Source organism: Idiomarina rhizosphaerae (assembly GCF_024159085.1).
GTDB lineage: Bacteria > Pseudomonadota > Gammaproteobacteria > Enterobacterales > Alteromonadaceae > Idiomarina > Idiomarina rhizosphaerae.
The window spans coordinates 231,601-252,122 of record NZ_JAMZDE010000001.1 but is presented as its reverse complement, the minus strand read 5'-3'; the positions used below and the strand labels follow the sequence as shown (position 1 = coordinate 252,122).

Sequence of the window (20,522 nt, the reverse complement as noted above, 5' to 3'; positions counted from 1 at the left end):
CTATGGTGGAGAAGCACTGGGCGAAAAAGAAAGAGCGCGGCAGCTACTGGGGCATCGTTATTGTTCTTCGAGTCTATCAGTATGGCGGTCACTGGTTAATGCGGCTGATTCTAGCGCCAGTGATCACTTACTTCTTTTTGACCGGAGGCGATCCTCGTAGGGCGTCTCTGGACTTCCTGCGTCGCGTGCATTCATTTGCTGCTGAACAGTCTCCCTTTGCCGCTGAGCCTGGTTGGCGCCAAAGTTGGTACCATTTTTGGCAATTTGGTTTGCACGCTTTGGCAAAAATTGATGCATGGGTTGGCAAGGTGTCTAAGAATCAGGTGCGTAATTGTGGTGATACCCACTTTGATGATTTAGAAAAACAGCCACAGGGCGGCATTCTTATTGGTAGCCACCTGGGTAATCTGGAGGTTGCGCGGGCGCTGGCTTCAAAAAAGTATACCCGGCGCATGAATGTACTGGTGTTCACTCAGCATGCGCAGTCGTTTAACCGTGCACTGAAAGATGTAAACCCGAAAGTTGATATTGACCTGATTCAGGTGACCGACATTGATATGGGGCTGACTATATTGCTGAAAGAGCGCATCGAACAAGGCGAGTTTGTGGTCATTGTCGGCGATCGCACTTCGGTGACTCAGCCCGGACAAACCATTGAACAGGATTTTTTAGGTAAGCCAGCCGCATTCGCCTTAGGGCCTTGGATATTGGCCAGTGTGTTAGAATGCCCGGTGTATTTTTTGTTCTGCTTAAAGAACCCCGACGACGGGCATTACGACTTATATCTGAACCATGCGTGTGACCAACTCAAACTCCCCCGGAAAAGCAGGCGGGAAGCTTTGCAGCCAGTGCTGAAAGCTTATAGTGAAACACTGGAGAAGCTGGCGATACGCTACCCTTATCAGTGGTTTAATTTTTTTGATTTCTGGAAGAAGGACAGTCAGTAGTATGACGACATCGATTATAGCCTTTGGTGGCCGCCCGTTAACCATTAAAGACGTGGTAGAAATAGCCAATGGCAAAGCGCAGGTTGCATTAAGTGATGCGCCGGAGTTTGTTGAAAAAGTCGATGCTGGTGTCCGTTTTCTGGATGAATTACTTGAGCAGGACGGTGTTATTTACGGCGTAACAACGGGCTATGGCGACAGCTGCACCGTATCGGTGCCGGAGAACCTGGTTAACGAGTTGCCCATTCATCTTACGCGTTTTCATGGTTGTGGCCTGGGCGATACCTTTGATGAGCAGGAAACCCGCGCCATTCTGGCAACCCGCTTAAGCTCGTTGGCACAAGGCTATTCTGGTGTCAGTTGGGAGCTGCTGGAACGTCTGGTGGTGATGCTGAACGAAAACATGTTGCCGCTGATTCCAAAAGAGGGCAGCGTTGGCGCCAGCGGCGATCTAACCCCCTTGTCTTACATTGCCGGTGCGCTTATTGGTGAGCGCGATGTGCGCTTTCGGAATAAAGTGATGAACAGTGCAGAAGCCTTTGAACTACTTGGTATGTCGGTTCACAAACTGCGACCAAAAGAAGGCCTGGCTATTATGAACGGTACCGCCGTGATGACCGCTTTGGCTTGCCTCGCCTGGGATCGAGCGGAGTACTTAACCCGGTTATCCAGCCGCATCACTTCTTTGGCGAGCATAGCTCTGGAAGGCAACAGTAACCATTTTGATGATCTGCTCTTTGCCGTGAAACCTCATAAAGGGCAGCAGCAAGTCGCCAGTTGGATCCAACAAGACCTGAATCATGTGGAGCATCCGAGGAATTCATCGCGTCTGCAGGATCGGTACTCCATTCGCTGTGCGCCTCATGTTATCGGCGTACTTAAGGACAGTTTACCGTGGTTTAAAGAGACCATAGAAAACGAATTAAACAGTGCTAATGATAATCCGATTATTGATGGTTTGGGAGAACACGTTCTGCACGGCGGTCACTTTTATGGCGGTCACATTGCTATGGTGATGGACTCCATGAAAACAGCTGTGGCGAATCTGGCGGACCTGCATGATCGGCAAATGGCGCTGTTGATGGACACGAAAATGAACCATGGATTACCCTCCAACTTGTCTGCGGCAGAAGGTGAGCGTAAGTCTATTAACCATGGCTTTAAAGCGGTGCAGATTGGTTGCTCAGCCTGGACTGCGGAAGCATTAAAACTGACTATGCCAGCCAGTGTCTTTTCGCGCTCAACCGAGTGCCATAACCAGGACAAAGTGAGTATGGGTACTATTGCAGCCCGTGACTGTATTCGTATTCTGGAGCTGACTGAACAGGTGGTTGTTGCAACTTTGCTGGCAGCTTATCAAGGTGTTGAACTGCGTAAGCGTATTACAGACAAACCGGTGAACCCTTCGATCGGTGTCTTAAAAATGACTGAAAGCCTGGCTGAGCAATTTGAACTGCTGACGGAGGACCGTCAGTTAGAGCCTGAATTACGTTATTGGCTTACCCAATTGCGGTTAAAAGCATGGAATTTGTATCAGGAGCCAGCATGAAACAAGCCAGTTTAATTATTGATGTTCCTTTTTTTGACGTCGACGCAATGCACGTTGTCTGGCACGGGCATTACATAAAGTACATTGAAATGGCGCGTAGTGAGTTATTGCGTACCTTCAATTATGACTACCCCGATATGGAAGCTAACGGCCATATATGGCCTATTGTCGATTTACGCTTAAAGTACGTTGCGTCGGCTACATACGGACAGCACATTCGGGTGACTGCCACTTTGGTGGAGTGGGAGCATCGACTGAAAATGAATTATGAAATTCGCTGTGTTGAAAGTAATGAACTGCTGACCAAAGCCACCAGTGTGCAGGTAGCCGTGTGCAAAGAGACGCGGGAAATGCTGTTTGAATCTCCTGGTATTGTGTTTGAAAAGCTGGGAGTTGAGCACTCATGATCCGCTTACTTTTAGCGACGACTTTATTGATTACCTCAGCAATGGTATTAGCCGGGGACGATATGACGTTGAAGGCGCTGTCGGCACTTGAAAAGCAATCAGAGCCTTTGCCGTTGTCGCTGGAGTTTAGTCAGAAAAAACAGTTGTCGGGGCTGCCGAGACCTTTGGTGAGTACAGGCCAGTTGGATATTAGAAAAGACGAAATAGTCTGGACAACCGAGCGGCCACAGCAGCAACAATTGACCATTAACCGTCAGGGTATTTTTGAACAAGGTAGTGAAGACTCGGTAAGTGGCAGTGACACCATTGCGCAGTTGTTATTGGCGATTCTGCAGCAGGATGAAGCCGTATTGAAGCAGCAGTTCAGGCTTTCACTTGCGCAGAATTGCGTAGTGATGGTTCCGGAAGCTGAAGCTTTAGCCAGTGTGATTGAAAAAATACACAGTTGCGGTACTAATAGCGTTGAGCTTGTAGAGCTGTTTGAGCAAAACGGTAACACCACCCGTATAGAGCTGAGCAAAAGGTAACTGCGGATGAGAAGGGGAGGTGGCGCCAACCGTTTAGTACTGCTATTTGCTTTTATTGCTGTGGTGATAGCCGGGCTTTTGATTCAGCTGTCGAATACTCAGTGGAGCAGCAGTCTGGCCGATGCTCTGCCAAATGAAGTCTCTGAGTTACAGCGCAGTTACTTAAAAAGTCAGCAACCTAATGCGCAACAACTGCTGCTGGGCTTTGAGTCACAGCAGTATTCCGACACTGAAATACTGCCTATTGTGCAAGAACAATTGAACTTACTGACTGAAGCTGAGCCGACCATTAAACTGGCGGAAATGACCAACCCGAAAGCGGTGTTGTCATTTTACCAGAATCAGGCCGGTCGTTTAGCAACACAGAACGACATGCAAGCGCTCGGGAACGGCGACTACGCAACGATAATAGGCAATGCTCAAAAAACCTTACAAAGCCCTGCGCCGGTATTAATGCCTTTAGAGCAGGACCCACTATTACTGACACAGCGTTTTGTGCAGCAATTGCCGGACTTAATGCCAGGATATAAGAGCCATAATGGACTGTATACCCGCACTTCGAACTCCATTCATCAGGTTTTAGTGCCGCTGCGTATTGCGGGTGATGCGTTAAGCGTGACTCAGTCAGGACAGTCAGTTCTGGTTATAAATGACTTTATTGCCAAAGTAACTGAGCAACTACCCGGTATTAATGTTTATCGAAGCGGCTTGTTGTTTCATTCCGATGCGGCGGCAAAGCAGGCGAAGCTGGAAATGACCTGGTTTGGCGGATTGTCTCTTCTGCTGGTGTTAGCTTTATTAGTCTGGGTGTTCCGCTCTGGTCAGCAATTGCTTTACACGCTGCTACTGCTGGGTGTGTCGGCAGCGACAGGGCTATTGGTCACTTTGTTGTTAAGCTCCCGGCCGCATGTGCTGATGTTGGTGTTTGCCACCAGCTTTATTGGGCTGTGCATTGACTATGTTATTCATGGTTTTATCGCCCGAAGCCATGGCGTTAAGGCCTGGTCGGCACTGAAGCCGGCTTTGTGGCTGAGCGGGTTAACCACCATTTTTGGTTATATTTTGCTTCTGTTGCTACCGCTGCCGCTATTACAGCAATTAGGTATTTTTATGGCGGTGGCTTTATTCACTGCCATCGTTCTGGTGGTTGTTACTTTACCCTGGTTACCGCAGCCAGAGGCGTCGCGCCCCGGCTGGCAGAGATTTTGCCATAGCATGGCGCAGCTTTACCGACAGATGCGCCAGCCAGGCACTACTGCATGGTTGAGTGTTATGGCGTTAGCAACACTGGGTCTGTTGCTTTGGTCTTTTACGGCCAATGATAACGTTCGTTTGCTGGCTAGTTCGCCCGAGTCGTTACTGCAACAGGAAAACCACCTGAGAAAGACCACGGACTTTTATTTTCAGCCAGATGTACTGTTAGTGTCGGGAGAAACTCAGCAGCAAGCATTGGAACGGACAGGTAACCTTGGCGACGTTGATGGCAGTGTTAGCTTGTACGACTATCTGCTGCCGGTGTCGGAACAGCAGCAACTGCTGCAACAGCAGGAAAAGTTGTTCCAAAGCCCGGAAGGGAAGAATTATCTGCAATGGCTAGGCATTGGACAGCCTGAATTCGCCAGTGAGCCGCAAGAGCACCCATTACAGAATCAATTTTTATATCCAATGGAAGACGGCTGGATGAGTGTTGTTCGGCTAAAGCAGCCCTTTAACCCGGGTGATATCAACGAAAGCCCCGGAAAACTGGAACATTTTAACCCTATTGAGCATGCATCGGACGCGCTAGCCGAGTACCGGCACTCCATGCAGTTGTGGCTTATCGCCTTGTTGCTTGTGTCGTTGCCTATACTGGCGATGTTTTTGCGCAATCAGCAAACCAATAAACTGCGGATTCAAGCCGCATGGCAAGTTACCTGTGTGATGACGTTGTCTGTGTCGACAGCGTTGCTGTTGGCACAGTTAATACAACCACTTAACTTGTTTCATTGTATTGGCGCGATGTTCGTACTGGTGCTCAGTATTGATTACGGCGTTTTTTGCGTCGGGCGGTTGAAGCGTGAACATGCGCTGCAAGCCATTTATCTGTCAGCCTTTACAACAATGGTGGCTTTTGGTGCCTTAAGCTTCAGCTCGACACCAGCCATTGCGGCTTTTGGAATTATTGTTTTGATTGGGGTTTTTATGAGTGCCCTGTTCAGTCCGTTGATAATAGAGTCACCTGATAACTAAGGAAAAGAGTCATGGAAGAGTCAATTTATGATGTGGTGATTATTGGTGCTGGACCGGCAGGTTCGACAGCAGCAGCGATGTTGGCGAATGCCGGGAAAAGCGTGTTGGTAGTTGAGAAACAAGAGTTTCCAAGGTTTTCTATTGGCGAAAGCTTACTGCCTCAATGTATGACCTTTATTGAAGAAGCCGGGTTATTAGAGGCGGTACTGGATAATGCAGAGCGCCTTGGGTTTCAGTACAAAGAAGGCGCTGCTTTTTATCATAATGGTAATAAAGTGGACTTTGATTTTCGTAAAAAATCGAGCGAAGGTCCGGGCACGACTTATCAGGTTAAACGCGAACATTTTGATCAGCTATTGGCGCAGGGCGCGGCAGAGAAAGGCGCTGAAGTCAGACATGGTGTTGCGTTAGAAGCTATAGATTTTAGTGACCCGGATGCGGTTAAATTGAGTTTAACCAGCGCCGCCGGAACAAGTGAAGCAAAGGCACGTTTTGTGCTCGACGCCAGCGGTTTCGGTCGAGTGCTGCCTCGCTTACTGTCGTTGGAATCGCCGTCTGACTTTCCCGTGCGTCAGGCCGTTTTTTGCCATGTAAAGTCTGAGCTGGCGGGCGGTAACTTTGACCGCAGCAAAATTCTTATCACCGTGCATCCACAGAACCCTGAAATTTGGTACTGGTTAATTCCTTTTGCGGATGGTACTGCCAGTATTGGTGTCGTTGGTGCGAGTGAGTATTTTGCAGAAAGCGACAGTGAAAAAGAAGCGTTGTGGAAACTGGTGGCAGATGAGCCTTACCTGCTTGAAGTGTTAGGTGAATACCAGGTAAGTCGTGCTGAGCAACGTATTACCGGCTACTCAGCTAATGTGAATGGCTTGTTTGGTGACCGCTTTGCTTTATTAGGGAATGCCGGTGAATTCTTAGATCCGGTTTTCTCATCAGGTGTAACCATTGCAATGCAGTCTTCATCGCTGGCGGTGCCTTTGGTATTGAAAGAGCTGAATGATGAGCCTCAGAACTGGCAGAAGCTTTACAGTGACCCACTACGTGTGGGCATTACCACTTTTCGCACTTTTGTTAAGGGTTGGTATGATACGCGCTTTCAGGATGTGATTTTTTATCCACACCAGCAGCAACAGGTTAAAGAAATGATTTGTTCTATTTTGGCAGGTTATGCGTGGGATACAGACAACCCTTATGTTCGCGAAAGCGAACGCCGCTTGAACGTATTGGCGGAATTATGTGGATAAAGTCGTTAAGAGTAATGAGTGGCTTAATGCTGGTGTTAATGGTTGCCGGTTGCCAGTCATTAGGCGGTCAGCCCGCTCAGGTTGCTATTGCTGATGGCAGTTACCAGTTGCAGCATAGCTGGCCGCGCGAGCCGGTGCAGTTATGGCAGAAAGTGGAGTGGAAGAAGGGCGAGCAGCAGCGCATTTTCATGGTGTCGGCGGTTTTTGATAGTGAACGATTACTGCTGGTTGCATTATCTCCCTTTGGCAATGAACTGTTCCGGAGCGAAATCAGTCGTGCAAACGGAGTAACCTTTAAAGGCAGCGAAGCTTTTGACGACTCGCGGCTGGCTATGCAGGTCTGGTCAGATTTACAAATGGCGTTGTGGCCACTTGACAGTATTAATGCCAATTTGACCAGTATGAGTTTGCAGGCCACCCAAACCGGACGCGAGTTGTGGCATAACAAGCAGCTGCAATGGTCATCAGTGAATGAAAATGAAAATTTGCAGAGAACGATTCAGAATAAATTTTTAGGTTATCAATTGACGATAACCACTCTCGAGTACGAGCTATTAGAAACCAATGAAAATCACCTTAAGTGAACCGGGCGCAATTTGTGCGCTGGGCCATAATTGCGAAAGCCTATGGCAGGCTGCACTGGCAGGCGATCAAACCGGGCTGAAGTCCGCAGCATTCAATACCAACGACGGTACTTCTTTGTTTGCCGGCTCAGTTGCAGACAATAAGTTGCCCGACATTGGTAGTCTGCCAGCAACCATGCGTACCCGTAATAACCAACTGGTTGCGGCTGCCTTAAAACAAATTGAAGAACCCTTGTTGGCGCTTATAGATAAATTGGGCTCTGACCGGGTTGCGGTCGTGCTGGGGACTAGCACGTCCGGTATTGCCTCTGGTGAATCGGCGTTAGCGCATGACGAATTCGAAGGTGGTTTACCCGATACCTTCTATTATGCCATGCAGGAAATGCTGGCACCGGCAGAGTGCGTCGCTGCGTTAGCCGGCATTACCGGACCGGTTTACAGTATTTCAACGGCTTGTTCGTCCAGTGCCCGAGTTTTTATGAGTGCTCGCTCTTTATTGCGTTTAGGCGTCGTGGACGCGGTGGTTGTCGGCGGTGTTGATTCTCTTTGTCAACTTACCTTAAACGGCTTTAAAGCGCTGGAATCGACCTCGGAAGGGCGCTGCAATCCGTTTAGTGCGAATCGCGACGGCATTACCATTGGAGAAGCCGCAGGGCTTTTTATTGCTACTCGCGAAGAGGACAACCTACAGTCATCGCAGGTGACTTTAACCGGTGCCTGTGCAACTTCAGACGCTCATCATATGTCGGCTCCTCACCCACAGGGACGAGGGGCTTTGGCGGCAATGCAGGGGGCACTGACCGATGCTGGTATTACTGCACAGCAACTCGGCTATATTAACTTGCATGGTACTGCTACGCCGTTAAACGATTTGATGGAAGCTTATGCGGTCAATGCATTGGGCGCTGGAACGGTGCCAGCGAGTTCAACAAAAGCGCTGACCGGCCATACCCTGGGAGCGGCAGGAGCAATTGAAGCGGTGTTCTGCTGGCTGGCGTTGGCGAAACAGAACGGCTTACCAAAGCACGTATGGGATGGCGTTAAAGATTCTGATTTGGCAGATATCCATTTGTATCAAGGTGGGTCACTGCAATATCCAATAGAGCATTGTTTGAGTAATTCTTTCGCGTTTGGCGGCAACAATGTCTCTCTCGTTTTTAGTAGAGGAAAATAACATGGGGCACGATTTGGCTGAGCTTATCAAGCACGAACCGCCGATGCGGTTGATTGATGAGCTGTGTTCGGCTGAAGAGGGGAAAGGGCAGTGTTGCCTCGTCGTGAATAGCGACAACCTTTTTTATAGTGAGCAGCATCAGGGGCTGCCGGCGCATGTTGGAATTGAACTGATGGCCCAAACGATAGCGGCTGTAGCTGGTTATCAAAGCAAAGCCGCTGGTGGAGAAATAAAACTGGGGTTCTTGCTGGGAAGTCGAAAATATCAATGTGATATTGACAGTTTTAAGCTGGGAGAAAGATACGATATTTTTGTTGAAGAACTGCATGTTGAGTCTTCTGGCCTGAGTGTTTTTGAATGCGATATTCGCCACAACGGCAAGATCGTTGCGCAGGCTCGGCTAAATGTTTATCAACCGCCCGACGAAACAGCATTTATAGAGGAAAACTATGGTTGAAGGTATGGCTGAACGTGTTCTTGTTACCGGTTCCGGCAAAGGAATTGGTCGGGCAATAGCCCTGCAACTGGCAAAAGATGGTTTTGATCTGGCGATTCATTGTCGCTCAGACAAAGCCTCAGCAGAGCAAGTTGTGGATGAAGTTAAGTCACTGGGTCAACAGGCGTCTTTACTGGTGTTTGATGTCAGTGACCGGGAGGCTGCACGCAACGCAATTGAGCAAGATATTGCCGATAATGGCGCTTATTACGGTGCGGTTTGTAACGCAGGAATTACCCGGGACGGTGCCTTTCCATCGTTAACCGAAGATGACTGGGACAGCGTTTTGCAGACGAATCTGGGTGGCTTTTACAATGTGCTGCACCCGTTAATTATGCCGATGATCCAGCAACGCCGGGGTGGCCGAGTGGTGACTATTGCTTCAGTTTCCGGTATCGCCGGTAATCGCGGGCAGGTCAATTACAGTGCGTCTAAAGGTGGCGTTATTGCGGCCACTAAAGCTTTATCGCTGGAATTAGCCAAACGCAAAATAACTGTCAACTGTGTGGCGCCGGGACTCATTGAAACGGACATGACCGGCGAACTAGAGCATGAGAAAGAAATTTTGTCGATGATACCGATGCGCCGTGCCGGTAAGCCGGAAGAAGTTGCTGGTTTGGTTGGTTACTTATTTCAGCCGTCAGCAGCATACATTACGCGACAAGTTTTTTCGGTAAATGGTGGGTTAGTTTAATGAAACGTGTGGTAGTAACCGGCATGGGGTGCCTGACGGCCTTCGGTGACAACTGGCAGAGCTTTCGTAGTCAGCTGGAAAGTGGCAAGAATGCCGTGGTTAGTATGCCAGAGTGGGAGCGTTTTGACGGTCTGAACACACGCCTGGCGGCGCCTATTCAACCTGCGTTTAAAAAACCTTCGCACTACTCCCGCAAAGCGGTCCGTTCAATGAGCACGGTAAGCTTAATGGCAACACGGGCAACGGAACTGGCACTAATCGATGCCGGGTTGTTGGAACATCCTTGCATCAGCGATGGAAGTTGTGGTGTTGCTTACGGCTCTTCAACTGGCGATACCGAGCAAATGAAAATATTCGGCAACATGCTGGAAAGCGGTGATATGACCGGCCTGAACGCCACCACTTATATAAAGAGCATGGGTCATACAACCGCTGTAAATCTGGGCGTCTTTTACAATGTGAAAGGACGGGTTCATACCACGAGCTCTGCCTGTACCTCTGCTTCTCAGGGGCTGGGCTATGCCTATGAAGCCATTCGTTACGGTCATCAGAAAGTGATGATTGCTGGTGGTGCAGAGGCGTTGTGTCCGTCCGAAGCGGTCGTATTTGATACTTTATTCGCAACCAGCACCCGTAATGACGCGCCGCAGTTGACGCCAAGACCCTTTGATAAAAACCGTGACGGGCTGGTTATTGGTGAAGGTGCCGGTACCTTTATTCTGGAAGAGCTGGATCATGCTCTGGAACGTGGCGCACACATTTATGCCGAACTGGTAGGCTTTGGCACGAATTCTGATGGCGCCCATGTGACTCAACCTACGGCCGATACCATGGCCATTGCTATGAAGCTGGCGTTACAGCAGGCACAACTTGAACCGGAGCAAGTAGGCTATGTGAACGCGCATGGCACAGCCACTGACAGGGGCGATGTTGCTGAATCTAATGCCACCGCCAGCGTGTTTAAACGATCGGTACCCATCAGTTCGTTAAAAAGCTACTTGGGCCATACGCTGGGCGGCTGCGGTACAATTGAAGCCTGGGCCAGTATCAATATGATGCAGGAGAATTGGTTTGCGCCCACGCTTAACCTGACTGATATTGACCCGGAGTGCGGTGACTTAGATTATATAACTGAACAGGCACGTGAACTTGATACAGACTATGTCATGACAAATAATTTTGCCTTTGGCGGCATTAATACTTCATTGATTTTTAAACGCTGGAATAACTCTAATTAATATAAGGAAATAGAAAATGAAAAAACTGTTTGTTGCTACTGTGGTTTTATTGAGTTCGTTGTTGTCGCTGCAGGCCGAAGCGCGTAATGACCTGGTAACTCTGGAGCTTAAGCCTGTTATGGAAAGTAGTAAGGCGAAAGAGGCGTTGCTTGATGTCCCAGTTTATTTTGCTGGTCAATCGCACCCTGAAGTTGCGCAGTCAATGGGGGTTATTACCACCAGCCGTAAAACCAATGCGGTGAATAAGTCCGACCGTGAAGCTTGTGAATGGGTACTGCTTTCGGCACTTAAAGTGCTGCAAGACAACGCGCGTGATAACGGTTACGATGCAGTAATCAATATTAAATCGAATTATGAGCATAATGAGTTCAGCAGTGCCGAGGAGTTTCAGTGTGGTGCTGGCTTTTTAATGGCAGGCGTTGCCTTGAAGGGTGAAGTGGTTAAATTCAAATAAGGATAATAACAATGAAATATCTACTGGGAGCAGTTGCAGTCGGTTTGCTGACAGCCTGTTCACAAAATGCTGAAACAGAACAAGAGGCGAATACGCAATCTATGTCGTATCCGGAAACGCGTAAAGGCGATGTGGTTGATACCTACTTTGGTACAGAAGTGGCGGACCCATATCGCTGGTTAGAAGATGACCGTAGCGAAGAAACCGAAAACTGGGTTAAAGCTCAGAATGAAGTGACTTTCGCACACTTAGAGTCTATTCCATATCGCGAGAAGATAGAAAAGCGTCTGACCGAGTTGTGGAATTACGAGAAAATCAGCGCGCCGTTTAAAGAGGGCGATTACACCTATTTCTACAAAAACGACGGTTTGCAGAATCAGTACGTGGTGTACCGCCAGAAAGGTGACGAAGAACCAGAAGTATTCCTGGATCCGAACACCTTTAGTGAAGACGGAACAACCTCGCTGGCGCAGCTAACCTTTTCTGACGACGGTTCGTTAGCGGCATATTCAATTTCTGAGGGCGGCAGTGACTGGCGTAAAATTCGGGTTATTGACGCTGAAACCAAAGAACAGCTGGAAGAGCCGTTAGTGGATGTGAAGTTCAGCGGTATTTCCTGGGTAGGCAATGAAGGTTTCTACTACTCCAGTTATGATAAGCCAGAAGGTAGTGAGCTTTCTGCAAAAACCGACCAGCACAAGCTGTATTACCACGAGCTGGGTACAGACCAGTCTGACGACAAACTGGTGTTTGGTGGAACGGATGCTGAGAAGCACCGTTACGTTGGCGGTTACGTTACCGATGACGACCGTTACCTGATGATTTCAGCGGCAAACTCCACCTCTGGCAATAAGCTCTTTATTAAAGATCTTACAAAAGAAGACAGTGAGCTGGTCACCGTTCTGGATCATACCGATTCGGATACTCGTGTATTAGATAACGACGGCTCAAAGCTCTATCTAGTGACGAACTTAGACGCGCCAAACCAGCGTGTTGTGACCGTTGATGCCAGTAATCCAACGCCTGAAAACTGGGAAGACTTTATTCCAGAAACAGAAAACGTGTTGAGCGTATCAACTGGTGCGGGTTATATCTTTGCCGAGTACATGGTCGATGCCGTAGCTAAGGTGAAACAATACGCTTATAACGGCGATATGGTTCGTGAAGTGCAGTTGCCGGGCGTGGGCAGTATAGGTGGCTTCTCAGGTAAGAAAGAAGCGGACGAGTTGTACTACACCTTTACCAACTACAGCACACCGTCAACAATTTATAAGTTTGACCCAGACCAGGGTGGCTCAGAAGTCTATGCCGAATCCGGTGCTGATTTTGATTCTGCAAACTATGAATCAAAGCAGGTGTTTTATACCTCTAAAGACGGTACTGAAGTGCCTATGATCATTACCTACAAAAAGGGCACCAAGCTGGATGGCTCAAACCCGACAATTTTGTATGGTTATGGCGGCTTCAATATCAGTCTGACCCCTTCGTTCAGCATTGCTAATGCAGCCTGGTTAGAAATGGGCGGCGTTTACGCTGTTGCTAACTTACGTGGTGGCGGCGAATACGGTAAAGACTGGCATAAAGCTGGTACCAAAATGCAGAAGCAGAATGTGTTTGACGATTTTATCGCTGCGGCCGAGTATTTAATTGAGAAAGACTATACTTCACCGGAGCGTTTAGCCATTCGTGGTGGTTCTAATGGTGGCTTGCTAGTCGGCGCGGTAATGACCCAGCGCCCTGAGTTATTTGCAGTCGCATTACCAGCTGTCGGTGTTCTGGATATGCTTCGTTATCACACCTTCACCGCTGGCGCAGGTTGGGCATACGATTATGGTACAGCCAATGACAGTAAAGAAATGTTCGAGTACTTGTTAGGCTATTCGCCTGTTCACAACGTGGAAGAAGGCGTGGCTTATCCGGCAACGCTGATCACTACGGGTGACCATGATGATCGCGTGGTTCCTGCGCACTCATTTAAGTTTGCGGCGGAGCTGCAAGATAAAGCGGGCGGTGAGAATCCTCAGCTTATTCGTATTGAAACCAACGCTGGGCACGGCGCTGGCACACCGGTTTCAAAAACCATTGAGCAGTATTCCGATATCTTCGGTTTTACTTTGTATCACATGGGGTTTGAAGAGCTTCCTGAGTAACTACTGTTCAGCAAAGGCTTCGCTATAGACGGCGATGCCTTTGCATCATTCTTTCGATATTTTTCTCATTTCCCGTTAATCTCTTTTCCCTCCCATTCTCGTACTATGAGGATTCAACAATGAACAATGATTTTAATATTATGTGGGTAGTTGCCGCTGTAGTTTTTTTACTTTTACTGATAGCGTCGGTGCGCATTGTGCCGCAGCAAAGCGTGTATTTGGTTGAGTTGTTCGGGCGTTATCGGCGCATGCTGACGCCGGGGCTTAACTTTATTATCCCGCTTATTGAGCAGGTTGCTCATAAACAGTCAATGAGAACGCGACAGCTGGATGTCGATGTTGAGACCAAAACAAACGACAACGTGTTTGTTATTGTCCGGGTGTCAGTGCAGTATCGCGTGAGCAATGAAACCTCAGTTTATAATGCGTTTTATCAGCTGGAAAACCCCGAGTGGCAAATGCAGTCCTATGTGTTTGATACGGTGCGCGCACAAATTCCTAAGCAGAATCTGGACGCAGTATTCGACAATAAAGACTCTATTTCTAAAGATGTAAAAGAGCAGTTGCGCGATACCATGGAAGAATATGGTTTTGAGATTATTGCGTCGCTGGTGACAGATATTGACCCGGATCAGTCCGTTAAAGATTCAATGAACCAAATTAACGCCGCAGAAAGAGAGCGTCGTGCAGCAGAACATAAGGCGGAAGCTGAAAAAATTATGCTGGTGAAGCAGGCTGAAGCCGACAAAGAATCGAAAATTTTGCAGGGTCAGGGTATTGCCGGTCAGCGTTTAGCGATAGCTGAAGGTTTGCGGGATTCTATTGCCATGGTTACCGATCAGGCAAACGATATATCTTCTAAAGATGTCATCGATTTGCTGAAATTCACTAACTATGTCGATGTATTGGGTTCTTTCGATACCGCTGCCAGTAAAGTGATTATGTTGCCGCAACCAACAGGTCAGCTGGATTCTTTATCCTCGGATATATTAAGCGCAATGGAAGCGGCCAAAGACACTAAAAAAGATGCCTGAAACCTTTCCGCTGTTGGCAGCTCAACCAATTTACGATAATAAAAATCGGTTTTATGCGGTTGAGCTGCTGTATCGTAGTGCTTTGAATTTAACAGCAGAAACGGTTGGAGACACGGCAGCAACCAGCGAGGTTGTGTTTAACCTTTGCGCCGGAATCACTAGTCAAACCGAGCACTATGACGCAACCGCTTTTATCAATGTTTCCAGCGAATTTTTAGTGTCACAAAGCTTTTTACCTCTTGAACCAAACAAAGTAGTTATTGAATTGGTGGAGCGTATTAAGCCGAGCAGGGCAGTAGTCAATGCGGTTGCGCGTTGGTATGAGAAAGGCTTCCGCTTTGCGCTGGATGACTTTGAGTTCGACCCGGCGTGGGAGCCGCTGCTACAGTATGCGTCTTACATTAAAGTGGACGTATCGACTTTAACCTTGGCTCAAGCGCGGGCTTTTAAGCAGAAACTGAGTGGCTTCAAAGGGAAATGGCTGGCTGAGCGAGTCGAAGACGAAGCGACTAAGCAGGCTTATGAAGAGTTAGGTTTTGAGTTGTTTCAGGGATACTACTTTGCCAAACCGGCGGTTGTGTACGGAACAAGGCTCGAACCATCATCCTTACAACTGGCAAAAGTATTATCACTTTGTTTCGAGGAAGAACCTGATTTGACCGAACTTTCCCGGGTTATTTCTGAAGATCCTCAGTTGTCGGTATGTTTACTTAAAATTGTAAATAGCCCCCTATACCCGACAGCCAGTCCGATAACCCGCGTGAAAGACGTCATTATGCGTCTGGGTATTGAAAAGCTTCGGCGCTGGATAGCCTTAATTGGCGCAGTAACCGCAAGTAGCCCCGAAGCGTCCCGAATGGTCTTAGTGAGAGCGCAAATGTGCTATGAGTTGGCTAAGTGGAAAAACTCTCCGGATTTAGATGCTGATCAGTGCTATTTCGTGGGTTTACTCTCGGGTGTTGATATTATGCTTGGCGTGGATAAAGCCAGCTTCTTTGAAAAACTGCCGCTATCTGAGCAAACGAAAAAGGCGGTTGAAGACTGCGCCGGGCCTATGGGCCAATGTTTACGTATTGCACTTAAGCTGGAGCGTGTAGTTCGAATGAAAGAGCGGCTGGATAAAGTCGACTCGCGTCTGTTAACTACCTATCAAAGCGTGTCGACTAAAGTGCAGGAACTGTTTAATACCATTTAAGTTTGGCTGCGTTTCGCCAGCTGCTGAATTCTTCCAACAATAGCACGTAAGCCATTTCCACGAGTTGGTGTAATGTGGTTTTCTAAGTCCAGCTGAGCAAAGTAGCTGTCGATATCAAAGGCAAGAATTTGCTCCGGCGTTTTGTCGTGATATGCGGCCATAACTAAGGTCAGTAGCCCCTGAACAATGACTGCGTCGCTATCAACGTGCAGCAACAGTTTGCCGTCTTTTTCTTCACTGATAAGCCAGACGTTACTTTGACAGCCGCGCACCAGATACTCGTCTTTATGCTGGCTTTCCGGTAGGCCGGGCAAAGCTTTACCTAAATCAATGATGTACTGGTAACGTTGCTCCCAGTCATCTAAAAACTCTAAGTCATCAATGATTTCATCTGTGCTGGGTAAATTCATGCTGACCAATAACCTTCGCTTATAAGTTAAAAGAACGACTCATGTTAAAAGAAAACACCGGCTTCAAGCTGAGCTTCTTCGCTCATCATGTCACGTGACCAGGGTGGGTCAAAAACCAGCTCAACCTTCACATTTTTAACGTGTGGCACCAGAGAAACCCGATATTCAACATCACCAACTAATACCGGACCCATACCGCAGCCTGGTGCGGTTAAGGTCATATCAATAGTAACGGTGCCGGAGTCTTTATCAACAGCGACTTTGTAGATAAGCCCCAGCGACACTAAGTTAATCGGAATTTCCGGGTCATAAATGGTTTCTAACGCTTCCCAGACCTGATCTTCCGAAACTTCTCCGTTTGCTGGCGGTTCAAAGTCGAGCTTTTCTGGCTTACGCCCAATAGCATCCGCATCAGTGCCGTCTATACGCAGCATGTTACCCTGAAAGGTAACCGTATAGTTACCGCCTAAATCCTGAGTAATAGTAACAAACTCACCTTTAGGAATAACTTTAGGCTCACCCGTTGGTACGCGACGCGCTTTTACTTCACGGGTGGTGGACACCATTTTTTGCTGCATAATTTAAACTTCCGTTACTGCACGTTGAAGCTTTCGCCGCAACCACACTCATTAACAACATTCGGGTTGTTGAATTTAACCACGCCGTTAATGCCTTCTTTTACGTAATCAATTTCCGTGTTACGCACCAGTTCCAGCGCATTAGAGGCAATAGCGACTTTGATGTTGTCGTTAATATCGACCACTTCATCGCCGTCTTCCATCGCCTCGACGGAATCAAGTACATAGGCATAGCCCGTGCAGCCACTTTGCTTAGTCGACAGGCGAATCAGTTTGCCCGGTTCATCTTTTAAGCGTGACTCAAAGTAACGTACAGCGTTTTCTGTCATCGAAATTAACGAAGACGATGGTACAAATGTTTCTACAGACATGAGTCTCCTCCTGCCATTAGGCTAGCATTAAACGAGCTTTGTTGATGCCTTCAAAAAGCTTATCAACCTCGTCTAACGTATTATAAATGGTAAATGACGCTCGCGCAGTACCCGGTACATTCAGGCGTTTCATAAGCGGTTGAGCGCAGTGATCACCAGTACGAATGGCAATGCCTTGTTTGTCCAGCAAAAAGCCAATATCAGCCGGGTGTGCGCCTTCTAAAATAAAGCTTAGCACACCAATTTTGTTGTCGGCGTGACCAACAATGGTTAAGCCATCGGTTTGCTCGGCCAGCTCGGTTGCGCGTGCCAGTAAGGCAGTTTCGTGAGCTAAAATGTCGACTTTATTAAATTGCTGTAACCAGTTTATAGCTGCCGCCAGACCAATGGCACCAGCGATATTTGGCGTACCGGCTTCCAGTCGGTTGGGTAATTCCCCCCAGGTGGCGTCCTGGTAACTGACTGTAGCTATCATTTCGCCGCCGACTAACCATATAGGCCAGTCTTTTAAAACCTCATAACAACCCCAGAGTACGCCAATGCCGGTTGGACCGAACAGCTTATGACCGGAAAACGCGTAAAAGTCACAACCAATGTCCTGCACGTCAATAGCGCCATGTGCAACACCCTGAGCACCGTCTATCATGACCAGTGCGTCTTTGGCTTTAGCGGCAGCGGTGAGTTCTTTAATTGGGTTGATGGTGCCCAGCGCATTTGAAATGTGCGGCATTGAAACGAAAGCCGTGTTCTCACTCAATAGAGCGTGAAACTGCTCGGTATTCAGGGAACCGTCTTCGTTAATGGGTACGACTTTTAACGTGGCGCCAGAACGCTTACACGCCTGTTGCCAGGTGACCAGGTTCGCATGGTGTTCCATTTCGGTCACCAGCACTTCTTCACCGGCTTTTAAGCGCTGAGCGACACCATTAGCGACCAGGTTAATACCCTCGGTTGTGCCGCTGGTCCAGATAACCTCTTCCTGACGATTAGCATGTATGTAATCAGCGACGGTTTTACGTGCCGCTTCGTAGCGACGGGTGGCTTCATCAGAAAGATAATGAGCCCCGCGATGAACATTGGCGTTGCACTGAGTATAGTAATCCGTCAGCGCATCGATGACCGCTTGTGGCTTTTGCGTGGTGGCAGCGTTATCCAGATAAACCAGTGGTTTACCGTTTACCTGCCGTTGCAGTATCGGAAACTGCTCACGAATTTGTGCAACGTTCAGGCTCATTGCTTCTCCATCATACTTTCAAAGCGGGTTTTCAAAATAGGCTGCAACCAGTCGGCCAGGGCTTTATTTGGCATTTGGAACACCATTTCCTGTACGAAGCCAAAGTTGAGCATAACCAAAGCCTGTTGTTTGTCGATGCCACGCGTCAGCATGTAATACAACGCCTCTTCGTCAATTTCAGCAACCGTTGCACCGTGCGCACACTGTACATCGTCTGCGTAAATTTCCAGCTCGGGCTTAGTATTAATTTGCGCACCACGAGTCAGCAGCAGGTTACGATTATTCAGTTCGGCCAGGGTTTTTTGCGCATGCCGGTGAATATGAATACGACCGTTAAAGACCGCTTTTGCCCGGTCACCGATAATGCCCCGGGCGTTCTCTTCCGTGGTACCGTTGGGTGAGGCATGTTCAATGGTGCTGTGCAGATCGAAGTGCTGGCGTGGAGCCAGTAAATACACGTTATTAAACTTAGCAAAGGCGTGCTCGCCCGCGTGTTCAATATCAACGTCCAGACGGGTTAATTGACTGCCGTAGCCAATTAAGGTGCTGTTCAGTCTGGCGTGATCGTGCAGTTTAAAGTGACTGCCGCCAATATGAATCGCTTCGCCTTCATGCAGTGCAAAGCGGTAATGCTCTAAACGCGCTTTCTCGGCAATATCATACTCAGCAAAGACGGTATTCAGGCTATTACCTGAGCCGCTGCCGTGCTCAATAATGGTTGCCTGCGCATTTTCACCAACACGCACCAGCGTACGCTGATGAGATTCAATACCGGCAGACGCAAAGTTAACAATGCGAATGGGCTGTTCAACTTTAGCGTTAGCTGCAATGTCGATAACAACGCCTTGCTGCGCCAATACGTCGTTCACCAGACCAAACAAATGGCGGCTGGGTTTTACTTGCGCAAAAATAGCTTCAGCGGGTTCGCTGGGCGCTGAAAGCTCACTAATAGTGATGCCTTCAGGTAACTTAAGCTTGCTGATGTCGGTACTAAGCTGACCGTCCACAAACACCAAATCCAGACTGTTTAAGCCTTCAATGATTGGTGCTTCGGCGGTCACATTACCGGTGCCGGATTTCAGCTCTAAGTCAGCAACCGGATGCAACGACGTATAACGCCAGGCTTCGGTGCGGCGTGTCGGCCATTGCTGCTGCTTTAAAGTGTCCAAGGCTTGTGCCCGGACCGGAGATAGCCAATCGTCAACGGTCGAGGCACGCTCTAAAACGTGGTTTAACCATTGACTCATGCATCTGCTCCTTCTGCTTCCGCTAACCAGGCGTAGCCTGAAGCTTCAACTTCTTTAGCTAGCTCAGGGCCGCCACTTTTCACAATTTTGCCTTTTGACAGAATGTGAACGTAGTCAGGCTGGATGTAATCCAGAAGGCGTTGATAGTGGGTAACCACGATAAAGCTGCGCTTGCCGTCGCGCTGGCTGTTAACGCCATTGGCGACAACCTGCAATGCGTCAACGTCCAGACCTGAGTCGGACTCATCAAGAATGGCCAGTTTAGGCTCCAGCATGATCAGCTGCATAATTTCGTTACGCTTTTTCTCACCACCGGAAAAGCCTTCATTGACACCACGCTTTAAGAAATCCAGCGGTAATTCAACTTGCTTACAGGCTTCTTTTGCTTTTTTCAAAAACTCTGCAGAGCTTAAAGATTTTTCGCCACGCGCTTCACGTAGTGCATTCACGGATTCCTTCATGAATTCCATGTTGCTTACGCCGGGAATTTCAACCGGATATTGGAATGCCAGGAATAATCCGGCCTGAGCGCGTTCTTCCACTTCCATGTCCAGTAAATCTTTACCGTCCATTTCCACGCTGCCGCTTTCTACCTCGTAGCCGTCGCGGCCGGATAAAACGTAGCCTAAAGTACTTTTACCGGCACCGTTAGGACCCATAATGGCATGTACTTCGCCGGGTTTTATTTCCAGATTCAGGCCTTTCAAAATTGTTGTTTCTTCCACACGTGCGTGCAGGTCTTTAATCGATAGCATGT

The 20,522-nt window shown here is 48.3% G+C and carries 21 protein-coding genes; 15 read left to right on the top strand and 6 right to left on the bottom strand.

Annotated elements, in window-relative coordinates:
- The first annotated feature begins 2 nt into the window (after nt 1–2).
- The 15 genes from NJR55_RS01310 to NJR55_RS01240 all read left to right on the top strand — a co-directional run bounded on the left by NJR55_RS01310 (nt 3) and on the right by NJR55_RS01240 (nt 15,925).
- Nucleotides 3–947, top strand: coding sequence for an LpxL/LpxP family acyltransferase (locus NJR55_RS01310; protein WP_253617149.1), 945 nt, complete (start codon nt 3–5; stop codon nt 945–947).
- Between the two features lies 1 nt (nt 948).
- A complete protein-coding gene (locus tag NJR55_RS01305; RefSeq protein ID WP_253617147.1) occupies nt 949–2,496 on the top strand; it encodes an HAL/PAL/TAL family ammonia-lyase in 1,548 nt (515 codons plus the stop codon).
- The gene (locus NJR55_RS01300; protein WP_253617145.1) at nt 2,493–2,903 is read left to right on the top strand and encodes an acyl-CoA thioesterase; all 411 of its coding nucleotides are present in this window, start codon (nt 2,493–2,495) and stop codon (nt 2,901–2,903) included. Before NJR55_RS01305 ends, NJR55_RS01300 begins: the two co-directional genes overlap by 4 nt.
- Nucleotides 2,900–3,430 carry an outer-membrane lipoprotein carrier protein LolA gene (locus NJR55_RS01295; RefSeq protein ID WP_253617143.1) on the top strand — a complete coding sequence of 177 codons (531 nt, stop codon included), beginning with the start codon at nt 2,900–2,902 and terminating at the stop codon, nt 3,428–3,430. The genes NJR55_RS01300 and NJR55_RS01295 overlap by 4 nt, the downstream gene beginning before the upstream one ends.
- A gap of 6 nt (nt 3,431–3,436) precedes the next feature.
- The gene (locus tag NJR55_RS01290; RefSeq protein ID WP_253617141.1) at nt 3,437–5,659 is read left to right on the top strand and encodes an MMPL family transporter; all 2,223 of its coding nucleotides are present in this window, start codon (nt 3,437–3,439) and stop codon (nt 5,657–5,659) included.
- Between the two features lie 11 nt (nt 5,660–5,670).
- A complete protein-coding gene (locus NJR55_RS01285) occupies nt 5,671–6,906 on the top strand; it encodes an NAD(P)/FAD-dependent oxidoreductase (protein ID WP_253617138.1) in 1,236 nt (411 codons plus the stop codon).
- Nucleotides 6,907–6,920: 14 nt separating this feature from the next.
- Nucleotides 6,921–7,490 (top strand): DUF3261 domain-containing protein, encoded by a 570-nt coding sequence (locus tag NJR55_RS01280; protein ID WP_253617136.1) that lies wholly within the window; start codon nt 6,921–6,923, stop codon nt 7,488–7,490.
- Nucleotides 7,471–8,664 carry a beta-ketoacyl-ACP synthase gene (locus NJR55_RS01275; RefSeq protein ID WP_253617134.1) on the top strand — a complete coding sequence of 398 codons (1,194 nt, stop codon included), beginning with the start codon at nt 7,471–7,473 and terminating at the stop codon, nt 8,662–8,664. The genes NJR55_RS01280 and NJR55_RS01275 overlap by 20 nt, the downstream gene beginning before the upstream one ends.
- A 1-nt stretch (nt 8,665) precedes the next feature.
- Complete coding sequence (locus tag NJR55_RS01270; protein WP_253617132.1) at nt 8,666–9,121, top strand: hotdog family protein; 456 nt, start codon at nt 8,666–8,668, stop codon at nt 9,119–9,121.
- Nucleotides 9,122–9,125: 4 nt separating this feature from the next.
- Nucleotides 9,126–9,854: a 3-oxoacyl-ACP reductase FabG gene (fabG, locus tag NJR55_RS01265; protein WP_253617522.1), complete on the top strand. Its 729-nt coding sequence runs from the start codon at nt 9,126–9,128 to the stop codon at nt 9,852–9,854.
- On the top strand, nt 9,854–11,092 hold the full coding sequence (locus NJR55_RS01260) for a beta-ketoacyl-ACP synthase (RefSeq protein WP_253617130.1): 1,239 nt from the start codon (nt 9,854–9,856) through the stop codon (nt 11,090–11,092). The genes fabG and NJR55_RS01260 overlap by 1 nt, the downstream gene beginning before the upstream one ends.
- A 16-nt stretch (nt 11,093–11,108) precedes the next feature.
- Nucleotides 11,109–11,546: an excinuclease ABC subunit A gene (locus NJR55_RS01255; RefSeq protein WP_253617128.1), complete on the top strand. Its 438-nt coding sequence runs from the start codon at nt 11,109–11,111 to the stop codon at nt 11,544–11,546.
- Between the two features lie 11 nt (nt 11,547–11,557).
- Complete coding sequence (locus tag NJR55_RS01250; protein ID WP_253617126.1) at nt 11,558–13,696, top strand: prolyl oligopeptidase family serine peptidase; 2,139 nt, start codon at nt 11,558–11,560, stop codon at nt 13,694–13,696.
- A gap of 119 nt (nt 13,697–13,815) precedes the next feature.
- Complete coding sequence (locus tag NJR55_RS01245) at nt 13,816–14,730, top strand: SPFH domain-containing protein (protein WP_253617125.1); 915 nt, start codon at nt 13,816–13,818, stop codon at nt 14,728–14,730.
- Nucleotides 14,723–15,925, top strand: coding sequence for an EAL and HDOD domain-containing protein (locus NJR55_RS01240; RefSeq protein WP_253617123.1), 1,203 nt, complete (start codon nt 14,723–14,725; stop codon nt 15,923–15,925). The genes NJR55_RS01245 and NJR55_RS01240 overlap by 8 nt, the downstream gene beginning before the upstream one ends.
- Here the strand turns inward: NJR55_RS01240 and NJR55_RS01235 are convergent.
- The 6 genes from NJR55_RS01235 to sufC are packed head-to-tail and all read right to left on the bottom strand — an operon-like array spanning nt 15,922 to nt 20,520.
- Nucleotides 15,922–16,335 (bottom strand): SufE family protein, encoded by a 414-nt coding sequence (locus NJR55_RS01235; RefSeq protein WP_253617121.1) that lies wholly within the window; start codon nt 16,333–16,335, stop codon nt 15,922–15,924. The two genes, NJR55_RS01240 and NJR55_RS01235, sit on opposite strands and share 4 nt — an antisense overlap.
- Before the next feature lie 44 nt (nt 16,336–16,379).
- Entirely contained in the window at nt 16,380–16,913 is a 534-nt protein-coding gene (sufT, locus tag NJR55_RS01230; RefSeq protein WP_253617119.1) for a putative Fe-S cluster assembly protein SufT, read from the bottom strand.
- Between the two features lie 14 nt (nt 16,914–16,927).
- Nucleotides 16,928–17,284, bottom strand: a complete 357-nt coding sequence (locus tag NJR55_RS01225; protein WP_253617118.1) for a HesB/IscA family protein — start codon at nt 17,282–17,284, stop codon at nt 16,928–16,930.
- A 16-nt stretch (nt 17,285–17,300) separates the two neighbouring features.
- A complete protein-coding gene (locus NJR55_RS01220; RefSeq protein WP_253617116.1) occupies nt 17,301–18,518 on the bottom strand; it encodes an aminotransferase class V-fold PLP-dependent enzyme in 1,218 nt (405 codons plus the stop codon).
- Complete coding sequence (sufD, locus tag NJR55_RS01215) at nt 18,515–19,765, bottom strand: Fe-S cluster assembly protein SufD (RefSeq protein WP_253617114.1); 1,251 nt, start codon at nt 19,763–19,765, stop codon at nt 18,515–18,517. The genes NJR55_RS01220 and sufD overlap by 4 nt, the downstream gene beginning before the upstream one ends.
- Nucleotides 19,762–20,520: a Fe-S cluster assembly ATPase SufC gene (sufC, locus tag NJR55_RS01210; protein WP_253617112.1), complete on the bottom strand. Its 759-nt coding sequence runs from the start codon at nt 20,518–20,520 to the stop codon at nt 19,762–19,764. Before sufC ends, sufD begins: the two co-directional genes overlap by 4 nt.
- Between the last annotated feature and the right edge of the window lie 2 nt (nt 20,521–20,522).